Annotated in this window: 12 protein-coding genes; 4 read left to right on the top strand and 8 right to left on the bottom strand. The window is 75.0% G+C overall.

What is annotated here, in order from left to right:
- Positions 1-78 precede the first annotated feature (78 nt).
- Positions 79-2,049, top strand: a complete 1,971-nt coding sequence (locus IR170_RS15900) for a clostripain-related cysteine peptidase (protein WP_193665662.1) — start codon at positions 79-81, stop codon at positions 2,047-2,049.
- A gap of 190 nt (positions 2,050-2,239) precedes the next feature.
- Positions 2,240-3,490: a YibE/F family protein gene (locus IR170_RS15895; protein WP_193665660.1), complete on the top strand. Its 1,251-nt coding sequence runs from the start codon at positions 2,240-2,242 to the stop codon at positions 3,488-3,490.
- A gap of 3 nt (positions 3,491-3,493) precedes the next feature.
- Here the strand turns inward: IR170_RS15895 and IR170_RS15890 are convergent, their stop codons facing one another.
- A complete protein-coding gene (locus IR170_RS15890; protein WP_193665658.1) occupies positions 3,494-5,314 on the bottom strand; it encodes a CapA family protein in 1,821 nt (606 codons plus the stop codon).
- Between the two features lie 150 nt (positions 5,315-5,464).
- Between IR170_RS15890 and IR170_RS15885 the strand changes: the two genes are divergently transcribed.
- Positions 5,465-6,619 carry a fatty acid desaturase family protein gene (locus tag IR170_RS15885; protein WP_193665656.1) on the top strand — a complete coding sequence of 385 codons (1,155 nt, stop codon included), beginning with the start codon at positions 5,465-5,467 and terminating at the stop codon, positions 6,617-6,619.
- Here IR170_RS15885 and IR170_RS15880 read toward each other — a convergent pair.
- The 3 genes from IR170_RS15880 to IR170_RS15870 all read right to left on the bottom strand — a co-directional run bounded on the left by IR170_RS15880 (position 6,594) and on the right by IR170_RS15870 (position 8,739).
- A complete protein-coding gene (locus tag IR170_RS15880; RefSeq protein ID WP_193665654.1) occupies positions 6,594-7,538 on the bottom strand; it encodes a hypothetical protein in 945 nt (314 codons plus the stop codon). The two genes, IR170_RS15885 and IR170_RS15880, sit on opposite strands and share 26 nt — an antisense overlap.
- A complete protein-coding gene (locus tag IR170_RS15875; RefSeq protein WP_193665652.1) occupies positions 7,535-8,161 on the bottom strand; it encodes a SigE family RNA polymerase sigma factor in 627 nt (208 codons plus the stop codon). Before IR170_RS15875 ends, IR170_RS15880 begins: the two co-directional genes overlap by 4 nt.
- Before the next feature lie 107 nt (positions 8,162-8,268).
- Complete coding sequence (locus IR170_RS15870; RefSeq protein ID WP_193665649.1) at positions 8,269-8,739, bottom strand: tRNA (cytidine(34)-2'-O)-methyltransferase; 471 nt, start codon at positions 8,737-8,739, stop codon at positions 8,269-8,271.
- A gap of 164 nt (positions 8,740-8,903) precedes the next feature.
- On the opposite strand from IR170_RS15870, the gene IR170_RS15865 reads away from it, so the two are divergent.
- Positions 8,904-9,596 carry an N-acyl homoserine lactonase family protein gene (locus IR170_RS15865; protein ID WP_193665647.1) on the top strand — a complete coding sequence of 231 codons (693 nt, stop codon included), beginning with the start codon at positions 8,904-8,906 and terminating at the stop codon, positions 9,594-9,596.
- 31 nt (positions 9,597-9,627) lie between these two features.
- On the opposite strand, the gene IR170_RS15860 is transcribed toward IR170_RS15865, so the two are convergent.
- The 4 genes from IR170_RS15860 to icmF all read right to left on the bottom strand — a co-directional run bounded on the left by IR170_RS15860 (position 9,628) and on the right by icmF (position 14,667).
- Positions 9,628-10,578, bottom strand: coding sequence for an NAD-dependent epimerase/dehydratase family protein (locus IR170_RS15860; RefSeq protein WP_193665646.1), 951 nt, complete (start codon positions 10,576-10,578; stop codon positions 9,628-9,630).
- Positions 10,579-10,649: 71 nt separating this feature from the next.
- Positions 10,650-10,868, bottom strand: coding sequence for a hypothetical protein (locus IR170_RS15855; RefSeq protein ID WP_193665644.1), 219 nt, complete (start codon positions 10,866-10,868; stop codon positions 10,650-10,652).
- A 62-nt stretch (positions 10,869-10,930) separates the two neighbouring features.
- Complete coding sequence (locus IR170_RS15850; protein WP_193665641.1) at positions 10,931-11,428, bottom strand: thioesterase family protein; 498 nt, start codon at positions 11,426-11,428, stop codon at positions 10,931-10,933.
- Positions 11,425-14,667, bottom strand: a complete 3,243-nt coding sequence (gene icmF, locus IR170_RS15845) for a fused isobutyryl-CoA mutase/GTPase IcmF (protein WP_193665639.1) — start codon at positions 14,665-14,667, stop codon at positions 11,425-11,427. The genes IR170_RS15850 and icmF overlap by 4 nt, the downstream gene beginning before the upstream one ends.
- Between the last annotated feature and the right edge of the window lie 55 nt (positions 14,668-14,722).

Below are 14,722 nucleotides of genomic sequence, written 5' to 3'. Positions count from 1 at the left end.
GCCCGCTGGTCTAGCCACCGGGCACGGCCCGGGGCCGTTCGGCCCCCGGCGCGGGCCGCCGCGTCCTAGCGTCGGGCCGTGCCCACGCCGAGCCGCCCCCGAGCCGCCCACCGCCGACCGGTCCGAGCCGCCGTGGCCGCAGCGCTGCTGGTGCTCGCCGCCGGCTGCGGGGGCGCGCCGTCGCCGGGGGAGGCGGACGCGGGTGGGTCGGTGCCGACCGCCCACACCGGGCGCGAGGGCGACGGCTGGACGGTGCTGCACTACTCGATGGCCGACACCGACCTCGAGCCCTTCATGGTCGGCGACCTCAACGAGCTCGGTGCGGTGGGCTCCAACGACAACCTCCAGGTGCGCGAGCTGATGGACCGCTCGCCCGACTACGGCGCCGACCCGGCGCTCGACCAGGGCGACTGGGTCGGCGCGCGCGTGCTCGACCTGGGCCCCGCGGGCACGAGCGAGCTGGTGGAGGACCTCGGCGACGTCGACTCCGCCGACCCCGCGACCCTCGCCGACTTCGTGGCCGAGGGCATCGAGGCCCACCGGGCCGGTCACTACGCGCTGGTCATCTCCGACCACGGCGCCTCGTGGCCCGGCGTCGGGCCCGACGACGGGACCGGCGAGGTGCTCGACCTGGCCGACCTGACGCGCGGCATCTCCGAGGGGCTGGAGCGCGCGGGCGTCGACAAGCTCGACCTGCTGGGCTTCGACGCCTGCCTGATGGCCAGCTACGAGGTGGCCAGCGCGGTCGCTCCGCTCGCCGACCGGCTGGTCGCCTCCCAGGAGCTCGAGCCCGGCCACGGCTGGGACTACGGCGCGCTCCGGCTGCTCGCCGAGGACCCCGACGCCACCGCCGACCAGCTCGGCGCGGCGCTGCTCGACGGCTTCGTCGCGCAGGCCGAGGCCGAGGGCACCGCCGACGGCATCACCCTCGGGCTGGTCGACCTGACGCGCATGGACGAGGTCGACGCCGCGATGGCCGCCTTCAGCGGTGCGCTCGCGGAGCGGGCGGTCGCGGTGGCACCCGTCGTGGGCCGCGCGGGGGCGGAGACGCTGGGCTTCGCCCGCAGCCCCGACGAGGACGAGGACAGCCACATGAAGGACCTCGGGCTGCTCGCCACGACCATCGGCGTCGAGGCCCTCGACGTCTCCGACGAGGCCGACGCCCTGGTGCGCGCGATCGGCGACGCCGTCGTCTCCGAGGTCGACGGCGCCGCCACCCGGGGCGCCACCGGCCTGTCGATCTACTTCCCTCCCACCGCCGAGCTGGCCGACGGGGCCTATCTCGACGTCGCCTCCGCCGAGCCCTGGGCCGACTTCCTCACCGCCTACTACGACGCCGGCGCGCAGATCCCCGCCGAGGAGACCGCGCAGTTCACCGACCTGGCCGACGGCCCGCTGGTGGAGCTGGAGGACGGCGGCGTCTACGTCACCGCGGAGTACGACGAGCTGGGCCAGGCCAACCTCACCGACGCCACGATCTCCTACGCCGTCGTCGAGCCCGACGGCTCGCTGACCTACCTCGGCGAGGAGAGCGCCGCCATCGACCCCGACGGGGCGCCGGTGGCCAGCGGCTTCTACGACCTGACGACGCTGGAGATCAGCGACGGCATCGACACCGCCCGGGCCTACGTCTCGCTGCTGGTGGAGGAGGACGCCGACGTGGTCTCCCTCGACGTGCCGATGGCCTACTACGCCCCCGGCGACGTCGACGGCGAGACCTACCAGGACGTGCTGCTCTCGATCGAGATCGACGTCGACTCCGGCGACATCGTGGCCGAGACCTACTACGCCTACGACCCCGCGACCGAGGGCTACGGCGAGCTCAACGCCGAGCCCGACGGCCTCATCGTGCCGGAGGTCTACACCTTGCTCAACGACGGCTCGGAGCGCTGGACCCCCACCTCCGACGTCGGCCTCTACGCCGACCTCGAGGCCCTCACCTACGACCTCGTGCCCCTGGAGTCGGGCACCCGCCTCCAGCTCGACCTCACCGTCTACGACTACGGCGACCACGCCAGCACGATCAGCGGCTTCACCCAGGTGCCCTGAGGCGACGCCGGCCCGCCGCTAGGCTCGGGCGGGCCGGGCGCCGGCGCCACTTACTGACCGTTGGACCCACTTCCACACCGTTGTGACGGTCAGGCAGTGGGTCCAACGATCAGTAAGAGGGAGCCCCGCGATGGGTGCGCACCACCCGCGACACGCAGCACCGGGGACGGCTGAGGCCTCCTCGCCCCGCATGCGACGACTGGCCCTCGCGGTGGTCGTGCCGCTGGCGCTCGTGACGCTGGGCTGCCTGGTCTGGCTGTGGCCGGGCTCGCTGCCCGGGCCCGACACCCCCGGCTCGCTGGAGCAGGTCGAGGGCGTGGTCACCGCGGTCAGCGTGGAGCAGTGTCCCGAGAGCGCAGCGACGGGCGGCACCACGCCCGACCCCGCCGCCGACCCGGCATCCGGCGCCGGCGGTGCCGCGGCGGCGAGCACCTGCGGCACCGCGACGGTGCGGCTGACCAGCGGCGCCGACGACGGGCTCGAGGTGGAGACGCCGCTGCCGACCGGCGCGGGTGCCGTCGAGGTCGGGGAGGGCGACGACGTGCTGCTGGTCGAGCTCGGGGCCGCGCGCGACCCGGACGGCTCCGTCGACGAGTCGGCGCCCCCGTCGTACTCGATCGTGGACCGGCAGCGCGGCACGGGGCTGGCGGTGCTGGTGGGGGCCTTCGCGCTGGCGGTCGTGGCCTTCGGGCGGCTGCGCGGGCTGACGGCGCTGCTGGGGCTCGGGGTGACCTTCGGACTGCTGGTGTGGTTCGTGGTGCCGGCGATCCTGGCGGGGGAGTCGCCGCTGCTCGTGGCCATCGTGGGGTCGGCAGCGATCGTGCTGACGGTGCTCTACCTGACCCACGGGCCGAGCCTGTCCACCACCGTGGCGGTGGTCGGCACGATCGCGGCCCTGACCCTCACCGGGCTGCTCTCCGCGCTCTCGGTGGCGGTGCTGGGGCTGACCGGGGTCTCCGACGACCTGTCGTCCTCGCTCGGCACGACCTACGGCGTCAACGTGCAGGGCGTCCTGCTCGCGGGGATCGTCATCGGCTCGCTCGGCGTGCTCGACGACGTCACCGTCACCCAGGCCGCCACGGTGGAGGAGATCGCGCGGGCCAACCCGGGCTACGGCGCGCGCGAGCTCTACCGTGCCGCCACCCGCGTCGGGCGCTCCCACATCGCCTCGGTCATCAACACCATCGTGCTGGCCTACGCCGGCTCCGCGCTGCCGCTGCTCATCCTCGTCGTCGCCACCGACGACCCGCTGGGCGACGTCGTCACCGACCAGGTGATCGCCCAGGAGGTCGTGCGCAGCGTCGTGGCGACCTTCGGGCTGATGGCCGCGGTGCCGATCACCACGGCGCTGGCCGCGCTCGCGGTGCGCGAGGCCCGGCAGGCGACCCGCCAGCCGAACCGCCAGCCGACCCGGCGGGCGGCGGGGGCCCGACGGGCGTGAGGCTCAGCCGGCGGGCGCGCTCCAGTGCTGCCAGTCGGGCTCGGAGTAGTCGCCGCCCCACTCCCAGCCGCGGGAGGCGAAGGCGCGGAAGACGACGTCGCCGCGAGCGATGACGCCCGGCACGGCGCGGGCACCGGGGGAGCGGTCGACGTCGGCGAACGCGCGACCGGCCGGCGGCAGCACCTCGCCCCCCAGGACGTAGGGGTTCTGCACCGGGTTGATGTCGAGGGCGCGGCCGAAGGCGTGGTCGGAGAAACGGTCGGTGCCGGCCACGGTGCGGCAGTTGTAGCCCGAGGTGTTGTTGGCCGCCATCGAGCGGTCGTCGTCGCCGCCGTAGGCGTCGACGAGCCGCATCCGGCGGATCGGGAAGCGCTCGCGGTAGAGGGTGCGGAAGATCTGCGTGACCTCCTCGGCGACGTCCTCGTGCACGACCATCGCCCCGGTGCGGGCCGCTCCGTCGAAGCCGACGTAGGACATCCGCAGCTGGCGCAGGTCGGTCAGCGGCACCGGACAGGTGGGGCGGTGGCTGGAGCCGAGCATGCTGCGGCGCACGGCCGGCCCGATCCGGCGCACCTCGGAGCGGTACGCCGGCAGCGCCTCGGTCGCCGGAGGGGCGGGCTGCTGGGTCGGGTCGGGCTGCTGGGTCGGGTCGGGCTGCCCGCCGGGCTCGGCGGCGGCGCCGGGGCCGGGCTCGAGGCCGGTGCAGCCGCGCAGGCGGCGCCAGTCGGCGACGGCCTCGCCACGGGCCGCGCCGGTGACCGGCTGGGGCTGTCCGCCGGGCTCGGGGATGAGCGCCGGCCGCCAGGTGACGCCCTCGACGGCATCGGCGGAGACCTCGACCTCGAGCACGCCGGTCTCGGCCTGCCGGCCGTGGTACCAGAGGAAGTTGCCCAGGCCGTAGCCCACGTAGGCGTCGTCGAGCAGCCCCCCGCCCTGGAGCTGGTGGGAGTGGGAGCCGACGACGACGTCGGCGCCGGCCTCGGCGAGCGAGGCGGCGAGGTCCTGCTGGAGCGGGGTGGGGCAGGCGGCGCCCTCCTCCCCCCAGTGCAGGTAGACGACCGTGACGTCGTCGGTGGCGGCGGAGTCGCGCACGGCCGCGAGCAGACGGGGGGCGTCGGGGGTGCGGGCCGCGGCGAGGCCGGGTCCGGCGCCCTCCCGCACGCTCCAGGTCGGGTCGGCGCTCTCGAGCGGGGAGGAGTCGGCGGCCAGCACGCCGACGCCGAGGCCCTCGACCTCGACGCGGTGGGGGGTGAAGGCCGCGGTGGGGTCGGCGCCGACGCCGACCACGCCCACGGGGCTGTCGGCGGCGATCGCCAGGGTGTCGCGCAGGCCGGCCGCGCCGTAGTCGGCGCCGTGGTTGTTGGCGACCGAGACGACGTCGACACCGGAGCGGTCGAGCAGGTCGAGGGCGGAGGGCGGGCTGCGGAACCAGTAGCGCAGTGACGGGTCCTCCAGCTCCTTGGCGGCCGGGGCGCCGGTGCCGGGGCGGGTCAGCGCGCTCTCGAGGTTGACCATCGCGAGGTCGGCGCCGCGCAGCACCCGCGACATCGGCCCGAGGGTGGAGCGGGGGCGCTCCGAGAGCCCGCGCAGGGCGCCCTCGAGGTGGACGTCGCCGGCGAAGGCGAGGGTGGCGGTCGGGCCGGCGGGGGCGGCCGACGCCGCGCGACCGGCCTCGGAGGCGGGGGCCTCGGACGTGCGCGCCGACTCCGCCTCGGAGTCGGGGCTGCACCCCCCGAGCACGAGCGAGCCGACCAGGGCACCGACGAGCGCACCCGCGCCGCGTCGGCGCCCGCACCGCTCGCCACGCCGCCCGTGGTGTCGCATCTGGTCCCCGTCCGCCCGGCCTCGCCCGTGTGCGAGTGCCTCCACTGTGACGGGCGGCGCCAAGCAAAGGTCGTCCCGCGACGGGCCACGGGCCCCGGTGCTGTCTGCTCACCCCTCGATGGGGTACCAGTAAGGGTGCCCACCTCCACCGTGACCAGCCCTTCCGCGACCGGCGCCGTCACGGCCGCGGCAGACCCGGCCGAGCGGCCCGTCTCCCCGGCGACGGCGCACCTGGACGCCGCCGACGTCGCGGCGCTCGCGGCCGAGCTCGACGCCCTGCGCGACGAGGTCCTGGCCGGTCGCGGGGCGCGCGACGCGGCGTACATCCGTCGGGTGATCGCGGTGCAGCGGGGCCTCGAGCTCGGCGGTCGCGCGCTGCTCGTCGTGGGCTCGCGCCGCCGGCCGGTGTGGGTGCTGGGCGCGGCCTGCCTGGCCACCGCCAAGGTGCTCGACAACATGGAGATCGGCCACAACGTGCTCCACGGCCAGTGGGACTGGATGCGCGACCCGAAGATCCACTCCGCGACCTGGGACTGGGACCACGTCACCCCGCCGGAGCAGTGGAAGCGCTCGCACAACGAGCTGCACCACGTGCACACCAACGTGCTCGGCCACGACAACGACCTCGGCTACGGCATCCTGCGCGTCGACGAGACGCAGCCGTGGCGTCCCCGCCACGCGGTGCAGCCGCTGTGGAACCTGGTCAACGCCGTCTTCTTCGAGTACGGCATCGCGCTCTACGACCTCGAGGTCGGGGAGACGCTGCGCGCCGGGCGGCGCCCCGACGCGGAGATGCGGGGGCGCATCGGCGACGTGCTGCGCCGCGCGCGCCGCCAGCTGCTCAAGGACCTCGTCATCCACCCGGCGCTCTCGGGCCCGGGGTGGCGCTCGACGCTGAGCGCCACCCTCGCCGCCAACCTGGTCCGCAACCTGTGGAGCCACTCGGTGATCATGTGCGGCCACTTCCCCGAGGGCGTGGAGACCTTCGAGCTCGACGAGACGCCGACGCGCGAGACGCGGGGGGAGTGGTACCTGCGCCAGATGCTCGGCTCCGCCGACATCACCGGCCCGCCGCTGCTGCACGTGCTCGCGGGCAACCTGTCGCACCAGATCGAGCACCACGTCTTCCCCGACCTGCCCAGCAACCGCTACGCCGAGATCGCGCCCCGGCTGCGGGAGATCATGGAGCGCCACGGCCTGACCTACCACGCCGCGCCGCTGCACCGTCAGGTCGCCAGCGCCTGGCACAAGGTGGTGCGGCTCTCGGTGCCGCCGAGGGTCAGCGGGTCCAGACGGGGTCGGTGAGGATCGCGCGGGCCTGCTCGACGCTGAGCGCGGGCACGTCGGCAGGGTCGGGCAGGGTGTCGGGGCCCTCGTCGCGGGTGCCCTCGGCGACGTAGAGCTCGACGTGGCCGCCGGAGGGGTCGGCGAGGGTGGCCAGGACGTAGGCGCGGTCGGTGGGCCGCTCCCGGCCGTCGACGACGGTCCGCTCGACCGTCTCGGTGACCACGCCGACGAGCTCGCCGGCCCCGGTGCGGACCTCCTCGCAGGTCTCGTGGCCGGTGAGCTCCGCGCACGGCACCACGGCCTGCAGCGGCGCGTTGTCGCCACCCGCGCACGGACCACCGGCACTCAGCTCGGCCAGGCTCGTGCGTCCGCCCGGCACCCCCGGCGGCGGCAGCAGGGTGACGCTGGCGAAGTCGGCGTCCTCGCCCGCCCCCTCGCCCGTGACCAGGTCACCGCCCCAGCCCCCGGGCGAGGCGTCGTCGGTGCCGCCGATCCGGGTGCCCGGCGGCAGGAGGGCCGCCAGGTCGTCGCGGACCCCCTCCGAGGGCCTGCTCCACCAGCCGGTGGCCGCTGCGTCGGGGTCGCACGCGGCGCGACCCGCCTCGTCGAGCCGGGTCCGGGGGTCGGAACCACGGCCCTCGCCCGCGCCGGCGCCCGGGCCGCTGGCGGGGTCGACGGCCACCGGGGGACCGGACGGGTCGGGCCCTCCCGGCCAGCCATCGGCGAGGGCCGGGGCGGCGAGCGCGAGGGCGGCGGCGACGGCGAGGCCGCCGGTGCCCTGGACGAGACGACGGCGGGTGCGCTGGCGCCGGCCGCGGGCCAGGGCTGCGGGCAGGACGTCGGGGGCGCGCAGCCCGTCGACGGCGTGGGCCAGGCGCTCGCGCAGGCGGGCGTCGTGGTCGGGCTGGTGCGGGGTCTGGTGGCTGGGGTCGGTCACGGGGTGCTCCTGGGGAGGTCGTGGGTGAGGCCGGCGGGCTGGGCCGCGGGCGGTGCCGCGGGTCGTGCCGCGGAGGGGTCGGCGGGGTCGTCGGGGTCGTCGGCGAGCAGCTCGCGCAGGGCGCGCAGCGCGCGTGCGGTGCGGTTCTTGACCGCCGACTCGGTGAGGTGGAGATCGGCCGCGGTGGTGGCGACGCTGAGGTCGAGCCAGAAGCGCAGCACCACGACCGCGCGGTCGAGGGCGGGCAGCCGGGCCAGGGCCGCGGTCAGGGTGACCCGGTCGGCGACACCGGCCGGGCCGGAGGGGTCGGGCGACGCCAGCGCGGCGGCGGTGCCGGTGTCGGCGGCCCGGCCGGCCACGTCCTCCACCGGGAGCTCGCCGCTGCGGCGCAGCCGCCGCTCGGAGAGGAACGCGTTGAGCAGGATGCGGTGGGTGTAGGCCACCGGGTCGTCGGTCGTGCGCAGGCGGCGCCAGCCGGCGAAGGCCTTGGCCAGGGTGGTCTGCAGCAGGTCCTCGGCGGCGTGCGGGGAGGCGGTGAGCAGGTAGGCGGAGCGGTAGAGCCGGTCGGAGTGCAGCGTCACGAACTCCGTGAACTCCGCGTCGTCTCGTCTCGCACCGCGCACGGTGCCTCCTCTCGGGTGGTGGATCGGCCTACGTGAGAGGAGACGCCTCGGCACCCCCACCCGGTCTCACGACACCGTCGGCCGGTCCCACGACGACCGCGCCGCGCTCAGGAGGCGCCCGGGAAGCCGTGCTGGCGCCACGCCTCGTAGGCGACCACGGCGGCGGAGTTGGACAGGTTGAGCGAGCGGCGGCCGGGCACCATCGGGATCCGCAGCCGGTCGGTCGTGCGGGGGTGCGCCAGCACCTCGTCGGGCAGCCCGGTCGGCTCGGGGCCGAAGAGCAGCACGTCGCCGGGCTGGTAGGCGACGTCGGTGTGCCAGCGGGTCGCGTGGGCGGTGAGCGCGAAGACCCGCGAGGAGGCCAGGGCCTCGCTGCCCAGCGCGGTGTCGAGGTCGGGGTGGACCACCACGGAGGCGAGGTCGTGGTAGTCGAGACCGGCCCGCTTGAGCCTCGGCTCGTCGAGCTCGAAGCCCAGCGGCTCGACCAGGTGCAGCGTCGCCCCCGTGCCGGCGACCATCCGGATCGCGTTGCCCGTGTTGGGCGGGATCCGGGGCTCGAGGAACATCACGTGGAACATGGGCGGCAGTATCCCGCGCCCGGCCGCCGGGGGGCCGGGCGCTCGGGGGCGAGTGCCCGCGAGTGCCCGCGAGTGCCGAGCACGACGACACCGCGCCGTCGGGGCGGTCGCACCGCCGCGTGGGACAGTGGCCGCCAGGGACGGCGGAGCACGGAGGATCCGGGATGCGCGTGGACGACGTGGTGCGGCTCGACCTCGGCACGTTCGTGCGCCCGGCCGAGGAGACCGGCACGGGCGCCCCTCGCGTCGAGCACGTGCTCGGCTACGTCGCCCGGACCCCCGCCGGCGTGCTGCTGCTCGACACCGGCATCGGCGACGCCGGGGCCGAGGCCGAGGGGTGGTACCGCCCGCGGCGGGTGCCGGTCGAGGAGGCGCTGGCCCGCGTCGGGCTGGCGGTCGGCGAGATCGACCTGGTCGTCAACTGCCACCTGCACTTCGACCACATCGGGGCGAACCCGGCCTTCGCCGGCCGCCCGATCCACTGCCAGCGCGGAGAGCTCGACGCGGCCCGCGCGGTCGGCTACACGGCGGCCGACCTGGTCGACTTCGCCGGCGCCCGCTACGAGCTGCTCGACGGCGAGGCCGAGATCGCGCCCGGGGTGCACGTCGTGCCGACGCCCGGCCACGTCGCCGGCCACCAGTCGGTCGTGCTGGAGTGCGACGACGGCTCGGTCGTGCTCGCGGGGCAGGCCCACGACACCGCGTCGGCCTGGTCGGCCGACGTGCTCGCCGAGCGGGCCCGGTCGCGCGGGCACACCGACCCCCTGCCCGCCGCGAGCCCGTGGCTGGCGCGGCTGCTCGCCTTCGACCCCCGACGGGTGGTCTTCGCCCACGACGCGGCGGTGTGGGTGCCCTGACCCGCGGCCGCGCGGCCTCGGCCGGGCAGCCTCAGCCGCGCAGGCCGACCTCGATCTCGGCGAGGGCGGCGTGGAGGTCGACCTCGGGGGTCCAGCCCCAGGCGTGGGCGCGGTCGGCGAGGATCCGGCCGGTCCAGGCGGGCTCGTCGTCCCAGACCGCCTCCACGCCGAGGGCGCCGGTGACGGCCTGGTGGTAGTCACGCACCGTGGCCGGCCCGGCGGCGACGTTGACCGGGGTGCACCCGCCGGCCACCGGGCCGGTGGCGGCGTCGTCGGAGGCGGCGACCCGGCCGGTCGCGACGTCGGCGATGAATGCGGCGAGGTCGTCGACGTGCACCCACGCGAAGCTCTGGTCGGGCACGGCGTGGCGCGCCTGCTCGTCGTCGCGGACGGCGGCGGGGCGCAGGGTGTTCCACACCGAGGAGTCGCCCTCGCCGAGGATGGCCGGCGGGCGCACCAGCACGCGGGTCAGCCCGTCGGTGGCGGCCAGCGCGGCGTCGGTGTCGCGCTTGGTGACGGGGTAGTCGCCGGCGTCGTCGTCGACCAGGTCGGAGGACTCGTCGACGTCTCCGCGCCCCGGCGAGCGGTCGTAGACGGCGGCGGTCGAGACGTGCACGAGACGGTCGACCCCGGCCGACGCGGCCGCGCGGGCCACCACGGGGGTGCCCTCGACGCCGATCTCGTGCTGGGTCGCGCGGTCGCTGCCCATCGGGTGCACGGTGGTCACCACGGCGAAGGCGCCCTCGACCGCCGACGCGGCGAAGGCGGGGTCGGGGAAGTCGCCGACCCGCTCCTCCACACCGGCCAGGTCGGGGGCCGTGCCCGCGCGACGTACGACGGCACGCACCTGTGCGCCCCGCTCGACCAGCGCCTCGCACACGCGGGCGCCGACGAGGCCGTTGGCGCCGGTCACGACGACCACGGGGGAGTCGGGGGCCTGCGTCGAGCCGGAGGACTGCGGGGCATCAGGGGTCGAGGTCATGCCCTCCACCCTGGCACGCGGCCGCCGCCCGCCCCAGGCGCTGAGGGGTGAGGGCGGCCGGAGGGGGCGGGTCAGGACCGGCGGGCGAGGAACGCCGAGAGGGCCACGCAGACGACGAGGCCGACGGCGCCGACGTCGGCCAGCAGCGGCAGCACGAGCACGGCCGCCACGAGCAGCACCGGAACGGCGAGCGCGCCGGGCACGACGTAGCCGAGGGCGCGCGAGCCCTGGACGCCCGGGGCGGGGCGTGACGGCCCGTCGGGCCGGTCGTCGGGCCGGTCGGAGGGCATGCGACCGACCTTAAGCCCCGGGCGCGGGCCGCGACGGCGCGGCGCCCGGGGGAGGGGTGCGCTCAGCGCAGGGCGAGGGAGCCTGAGAGGCCCGGCTCGAAGTCGAGGGCCTGGTCCTCGGCGATGCGCTCGTCCATCGCCTTGGCGACGTCCTCGGGCCACGGGCTGGTCTTACGGGTGCTCATGTCGATGTGGAGGAAGATCTCCTCCATCACGTAGCTGACGCGCTGCTCGGTGTCGTCGAGCAGGTAGACCACGACGTGGGCGGCGCGCTCGGAGCGCCCGACCAGCCGGACCCGCGCGGAGAGCCGGTCACCGGTGCGCAGCTCGGTGAGGTAGGTGAGGTGGTGCTCGGCGGAGAAGCAGGCGTGGCCGTGGGCCGGCCAGTTCTGCGGGACGCCGAGGCTCACCAGGGACTCGTCGAGCCCCTCGCTGGCGATCCCGAGGTAGTGCCGCACGTTGAGGTGTCCGTTGACGTCCTCGAACGCGATCGGCACGGGCTGCTCGGTGTAGGCCGGGAGGGCGACGAGCTGGTCGTAGGTAGGCAGAGAGGTGCTCACACGTTGCGACGATACTGCCCGCCGACCTCGAAGAAGGCCTCCGTCACCTGTCCGAGCGTGCAGACCCGCGCGGCGTCCATCAGCACCGCGAAGACGTTGTCGTCGGTGACGGCCGCCGCCTTGAGGCGCGCGATGGCCTCCGCGGCCTCCTGGGAGTGCTCCTGGGAGAAGCGACGCACGCCGCTGAGCTGCGACTCCTTCTCGGCCTCGGTGGCGCGGGCGAGCTCCACGTGGACCGGCGTGCCGTCGGTGCCGTCGCCGCGCTCGGGCTTGCGGAAGGTGTTGACGCCGATGATCGGCAGCGAGCCGTCGTGCTTGCGGTGCTCGTAGAGCATCGACTCGTCCTGGATCCGGCCGCGCTGGTAGCCGGTCTCCATCGCGCCCAGCACGCCGCCGCGCTCGTTGATCCGGTCGAACTCCTCGAGCACCGCCGCCTCCACGAGGTCGGTCAGCTCGTCGACGACGAAGGCGCCCTGGAGGGGGTTCTCGTTCATCGCCAGGCCCCACTCGCGGTTGATGATCATCTGGATCGCCAGCGCCCGCCGCACCGACTCCTCGCCCGGGGTGGTGACGGCCTCGTCGTAGGCGTTGGTGTGGAGGCTGTTGGCGTTGTCGTAGATGGCGATCAGCGCCTGGAGCGTCGTGCGGATGTCGTTGAAGTCCATCTCCTGCGCGTGCAGGGAGCGACCCGAGGTCTGCACGTGGTACTTCAGCTTCTGCGAGCGCTCGCCCGCGCCGTACCTCTCCTTCATCGCCACCGCCCAGATCCGGCGCGCGACGCGGCCGATCACGGTGTACTCGGGGTCCATGCCGTTGGAGAAGAAGAACGACAGGTTGGGCGCGAAGTCGTCGATGTCCATGCCGCGCGCGAGGTAGGCCTCGACGTAGGTGAAGCCGTTGGCCAGGGTGAAGGCCAGCTGGCTGATGGGGTTGGCCCCGGCCTCGGCGATGTGGTAGCCCGAGATCGAGACCGAGTAGAAGTTGCGCACCTGGTGCTCGATGAACCACTCCTGGATGTCGGCCATCATCCGGAGGCTGAACTCGGTGGAGAACAGGCAGGTGTTCTGCCCCTGGTCCTCCTTGAGGATGTCGGCCTGCACGGTGCCGCGCACGCTGGCCACCGCGTGGGCGGCGAGCGCGGCCCGCTCCTCCTCGCCGGGCTCGCGTCCCTCGCGCTCGCGGAAGGCGTCGACCTGCTGGTCGATCACGGTGTTGAGGAAGAAGGCGAGCACGGTGGGCGCGGGGCCGTTGATCGTCATCGAGACGCTGGTCGTGGGCGAGACCAGGTCGAAGCCGTCGTAGAGCACCTTCATGTCCTCGAGCGTCGCCACGCTGACCCCCGACGTGCCGACCTTGCCGTAGATGTCGGGGCGCTCGTCGGGGTCGCGGCCGTAGAGGGTGACGGAGTCGAAGGCCGTCGACAGCCGCTTGGCCTCGCCCTCGGCCGAGAGGATCTTGAAGCGGCGGTTGGTGCGCGCGGGGTCGCCCTCGCCGGCGAACATCCGCGCCGGGTCCTCCCCGTCGCGCTTGAAGGGGAAGACGCCCGCGGTGAAGGGGAAGTGGCCCGGGAGGTTCTCGCGGCGCCAGAAGCGGACCAGCTCGCCGTGGTCCTCGAAGGTCGGCAGCGAGACCCGTCGCACCTTGGTGCCGCTGAGCGACTCGCGCGTGAGCCGGGTGGTGATCTCCTTGTCGCGCACGCGGGTGACCTGCTCGTCACCGGCGTACGCCGCGACCACACCGGGCCAGGCCTCCACCTGGTCGGCGACCTCGGCCGGCAGCGCCTTGCGGGCGCGCTCGAGCAGCCCGGGCACGTCACCGTGGTCGCCGCCGTCGAGGGAGTCGAGCTCGGCGGAGACCGCCTCGAGCCGCTGCACGCGGCGGGCCGCGGCCACCAGCTCCTCGGTGCGGGCGTGGTAGCCGCGCACGGTCTCGGTGATCTCGGCGAGGTAGCGCACCCGCTCGCCGGGCACGACCTGGCGGATGCCCGAGGAGTGGCGCACGTCGACGGCGGGCAGCACGCCCTCGCCGACCGGGAGCCCCGCCCCGCCGAGCAGGTCGCGCAGGTGCTGGTAGAGCGCGGTGACGCCGTCGTCGTTGAACGTGGCCGCCGAGGTGCCGAAGACCGGCATGTCGTCGGGCTGGGAGCCGAAGGCCTCGCGGTTGCGGACCAGCTGGCGGCCCACGTCGCGCAGCGCGTCCTTGGCGCCGCGTCGCTCGAACTTGTTGATCGCCACCACGTCGGCGAAGTCGAGCATGTCGATCTTCTCCAACTGCGAGGCGGCGCCGAACTCCGGCGTCATCACGTAGAGCGAGGTGTCGACGTAGGGCACGATCGCGGCGTCGCCCTGGCCGATGCCCGGGGTCTCCACGATCACCAGGTCGAAGCCGGCGGCCTTGACCACGTCGATGACGTCGCCGAGGTGGTCGGGCAGCTCGTGGGCGCCGCGCGTCGCGACGGAGCGGAAGAAGACGCGGTCGCCGTCGAGGGAGTTCATCCGGATCCGGTCGCCCAGCAGGGCGCCGCCGCCCTTGCGGCGGGTCGGGTCGACGGCGATGACGGCCACGCGCAGCTTGTCCTGCTGGTCGACGCGGAAGCGGCGCACGAGCTCGTCGGTGAGCGAGGACTTGCCCGAGCCGCCGGTGCCGGTGATGCCGAGCACGGGGGAGCGGTGGGCGCTCGCGGCCTGCTGGAGCGCCGCCAGGGTCTCGGCGGGCAGCCGGCCGCTCTCGGCGGCGGTGATCGCGCGGGCGATCGCGGCGCGCTCGCCGCCGACGACCTGGTCGGCGGTGACCTGCCCTGCGGCCCACAGGTCGGTGTCGCAGTCGGCGACGACGGAGTTGATCATGCCGACCAGGCCCATGCGCTGGCCGTCCTCGGGGGAGAAGATCGTGACGCCGCTGTCGCGCAGGCGCTGGATCTCGTCGTGGACGATGACGCCCCCGCCGCCGCCCACGACCTTGACGTGGCCGGCGCCCTGGGCGCGCAGCGACTCCACGAGGTACTCGAAGTACTCCACGTGGCCGCCCTGGTAGGACGAGACCGCGACGCCCTGCACGTCCTCCTCGAGCGCGGCGTCGACCACCTCCTGCACCGAGCGGTTGTGGCCGAGGTGGATCACCTCGCAGCCCTGGCTCTGGAAGATGCGCCGCATGATGTTGATCGAGGCGTCGTGGCCGTCGAAGAGGCTGGAGGCCGTGACCAGCCGGACCGGGTGGGACGGGACGTGGAGCTCGGGCACGGAGGTCACCTCGGGGTGTCGCGGGGCGACCGGGCGGCGTGGGCCGGGGCCGGCG

Origin of the sequence: Nocardioides kribbensis, assembly GCF_015070375.1 — a bacterium.
GTDB classification, from domain to species: Bacteria; Actinomycetota; Actinomycetes; order Propionibacteriales; family Nocardioidaceae; genus Nocardioides; species Nocardioides kribbensis.
This window is presented reverse-complemented; position numbering and strand designations above follow the sequence as displayed.

Bases quoted from the DNA above. Each gene is read 5' to 3' on its own strand.
- IR170_RS15855 (WP_193665644.1), bottom strand. From the start codon at position 10,868: ATGCCCTCCGACCGGCCCGACGACCGGCCCGACGGGCCGTCACGCCCC.
- IR170_RS15890 (WP_193665658.1), bottom strand. From the start codon at position 5,314: ATGCGACACCACGGGCGGCGTGGCGAGCGGTGCGGGCGCCGACGCGGC.
- IR170_RS15895 (WP_193665660.1), top strand. From the start codon at position 2,240: ATGCGACGACTGGCCCTCGCGGTGGTCGTGCCGCTGGCGCTCGTGACG.
- IR170_RS15870 (WP_193665649.1), bottom strand. From the start codon at position 8,739: ATGTTCCACGTGATGTTCCTCGAGCCCCGGATCCCGCCCAACACGGGC.
- IR170_RS15865 (WP_193665647.1), top strand. From the start codon at position 8,904: ATGCGCGTGGACGACGTGGTGCGGCTCGACCTCGGCACGTTCGTGCGC.
- IR170_RS15860 (WP_193665646.1), bottom strand. From the start codon at position 10,578: ATGACCTCGACCCCTGATGCCCCGCAGTCCTCCGGCTCGACGCAGGCC.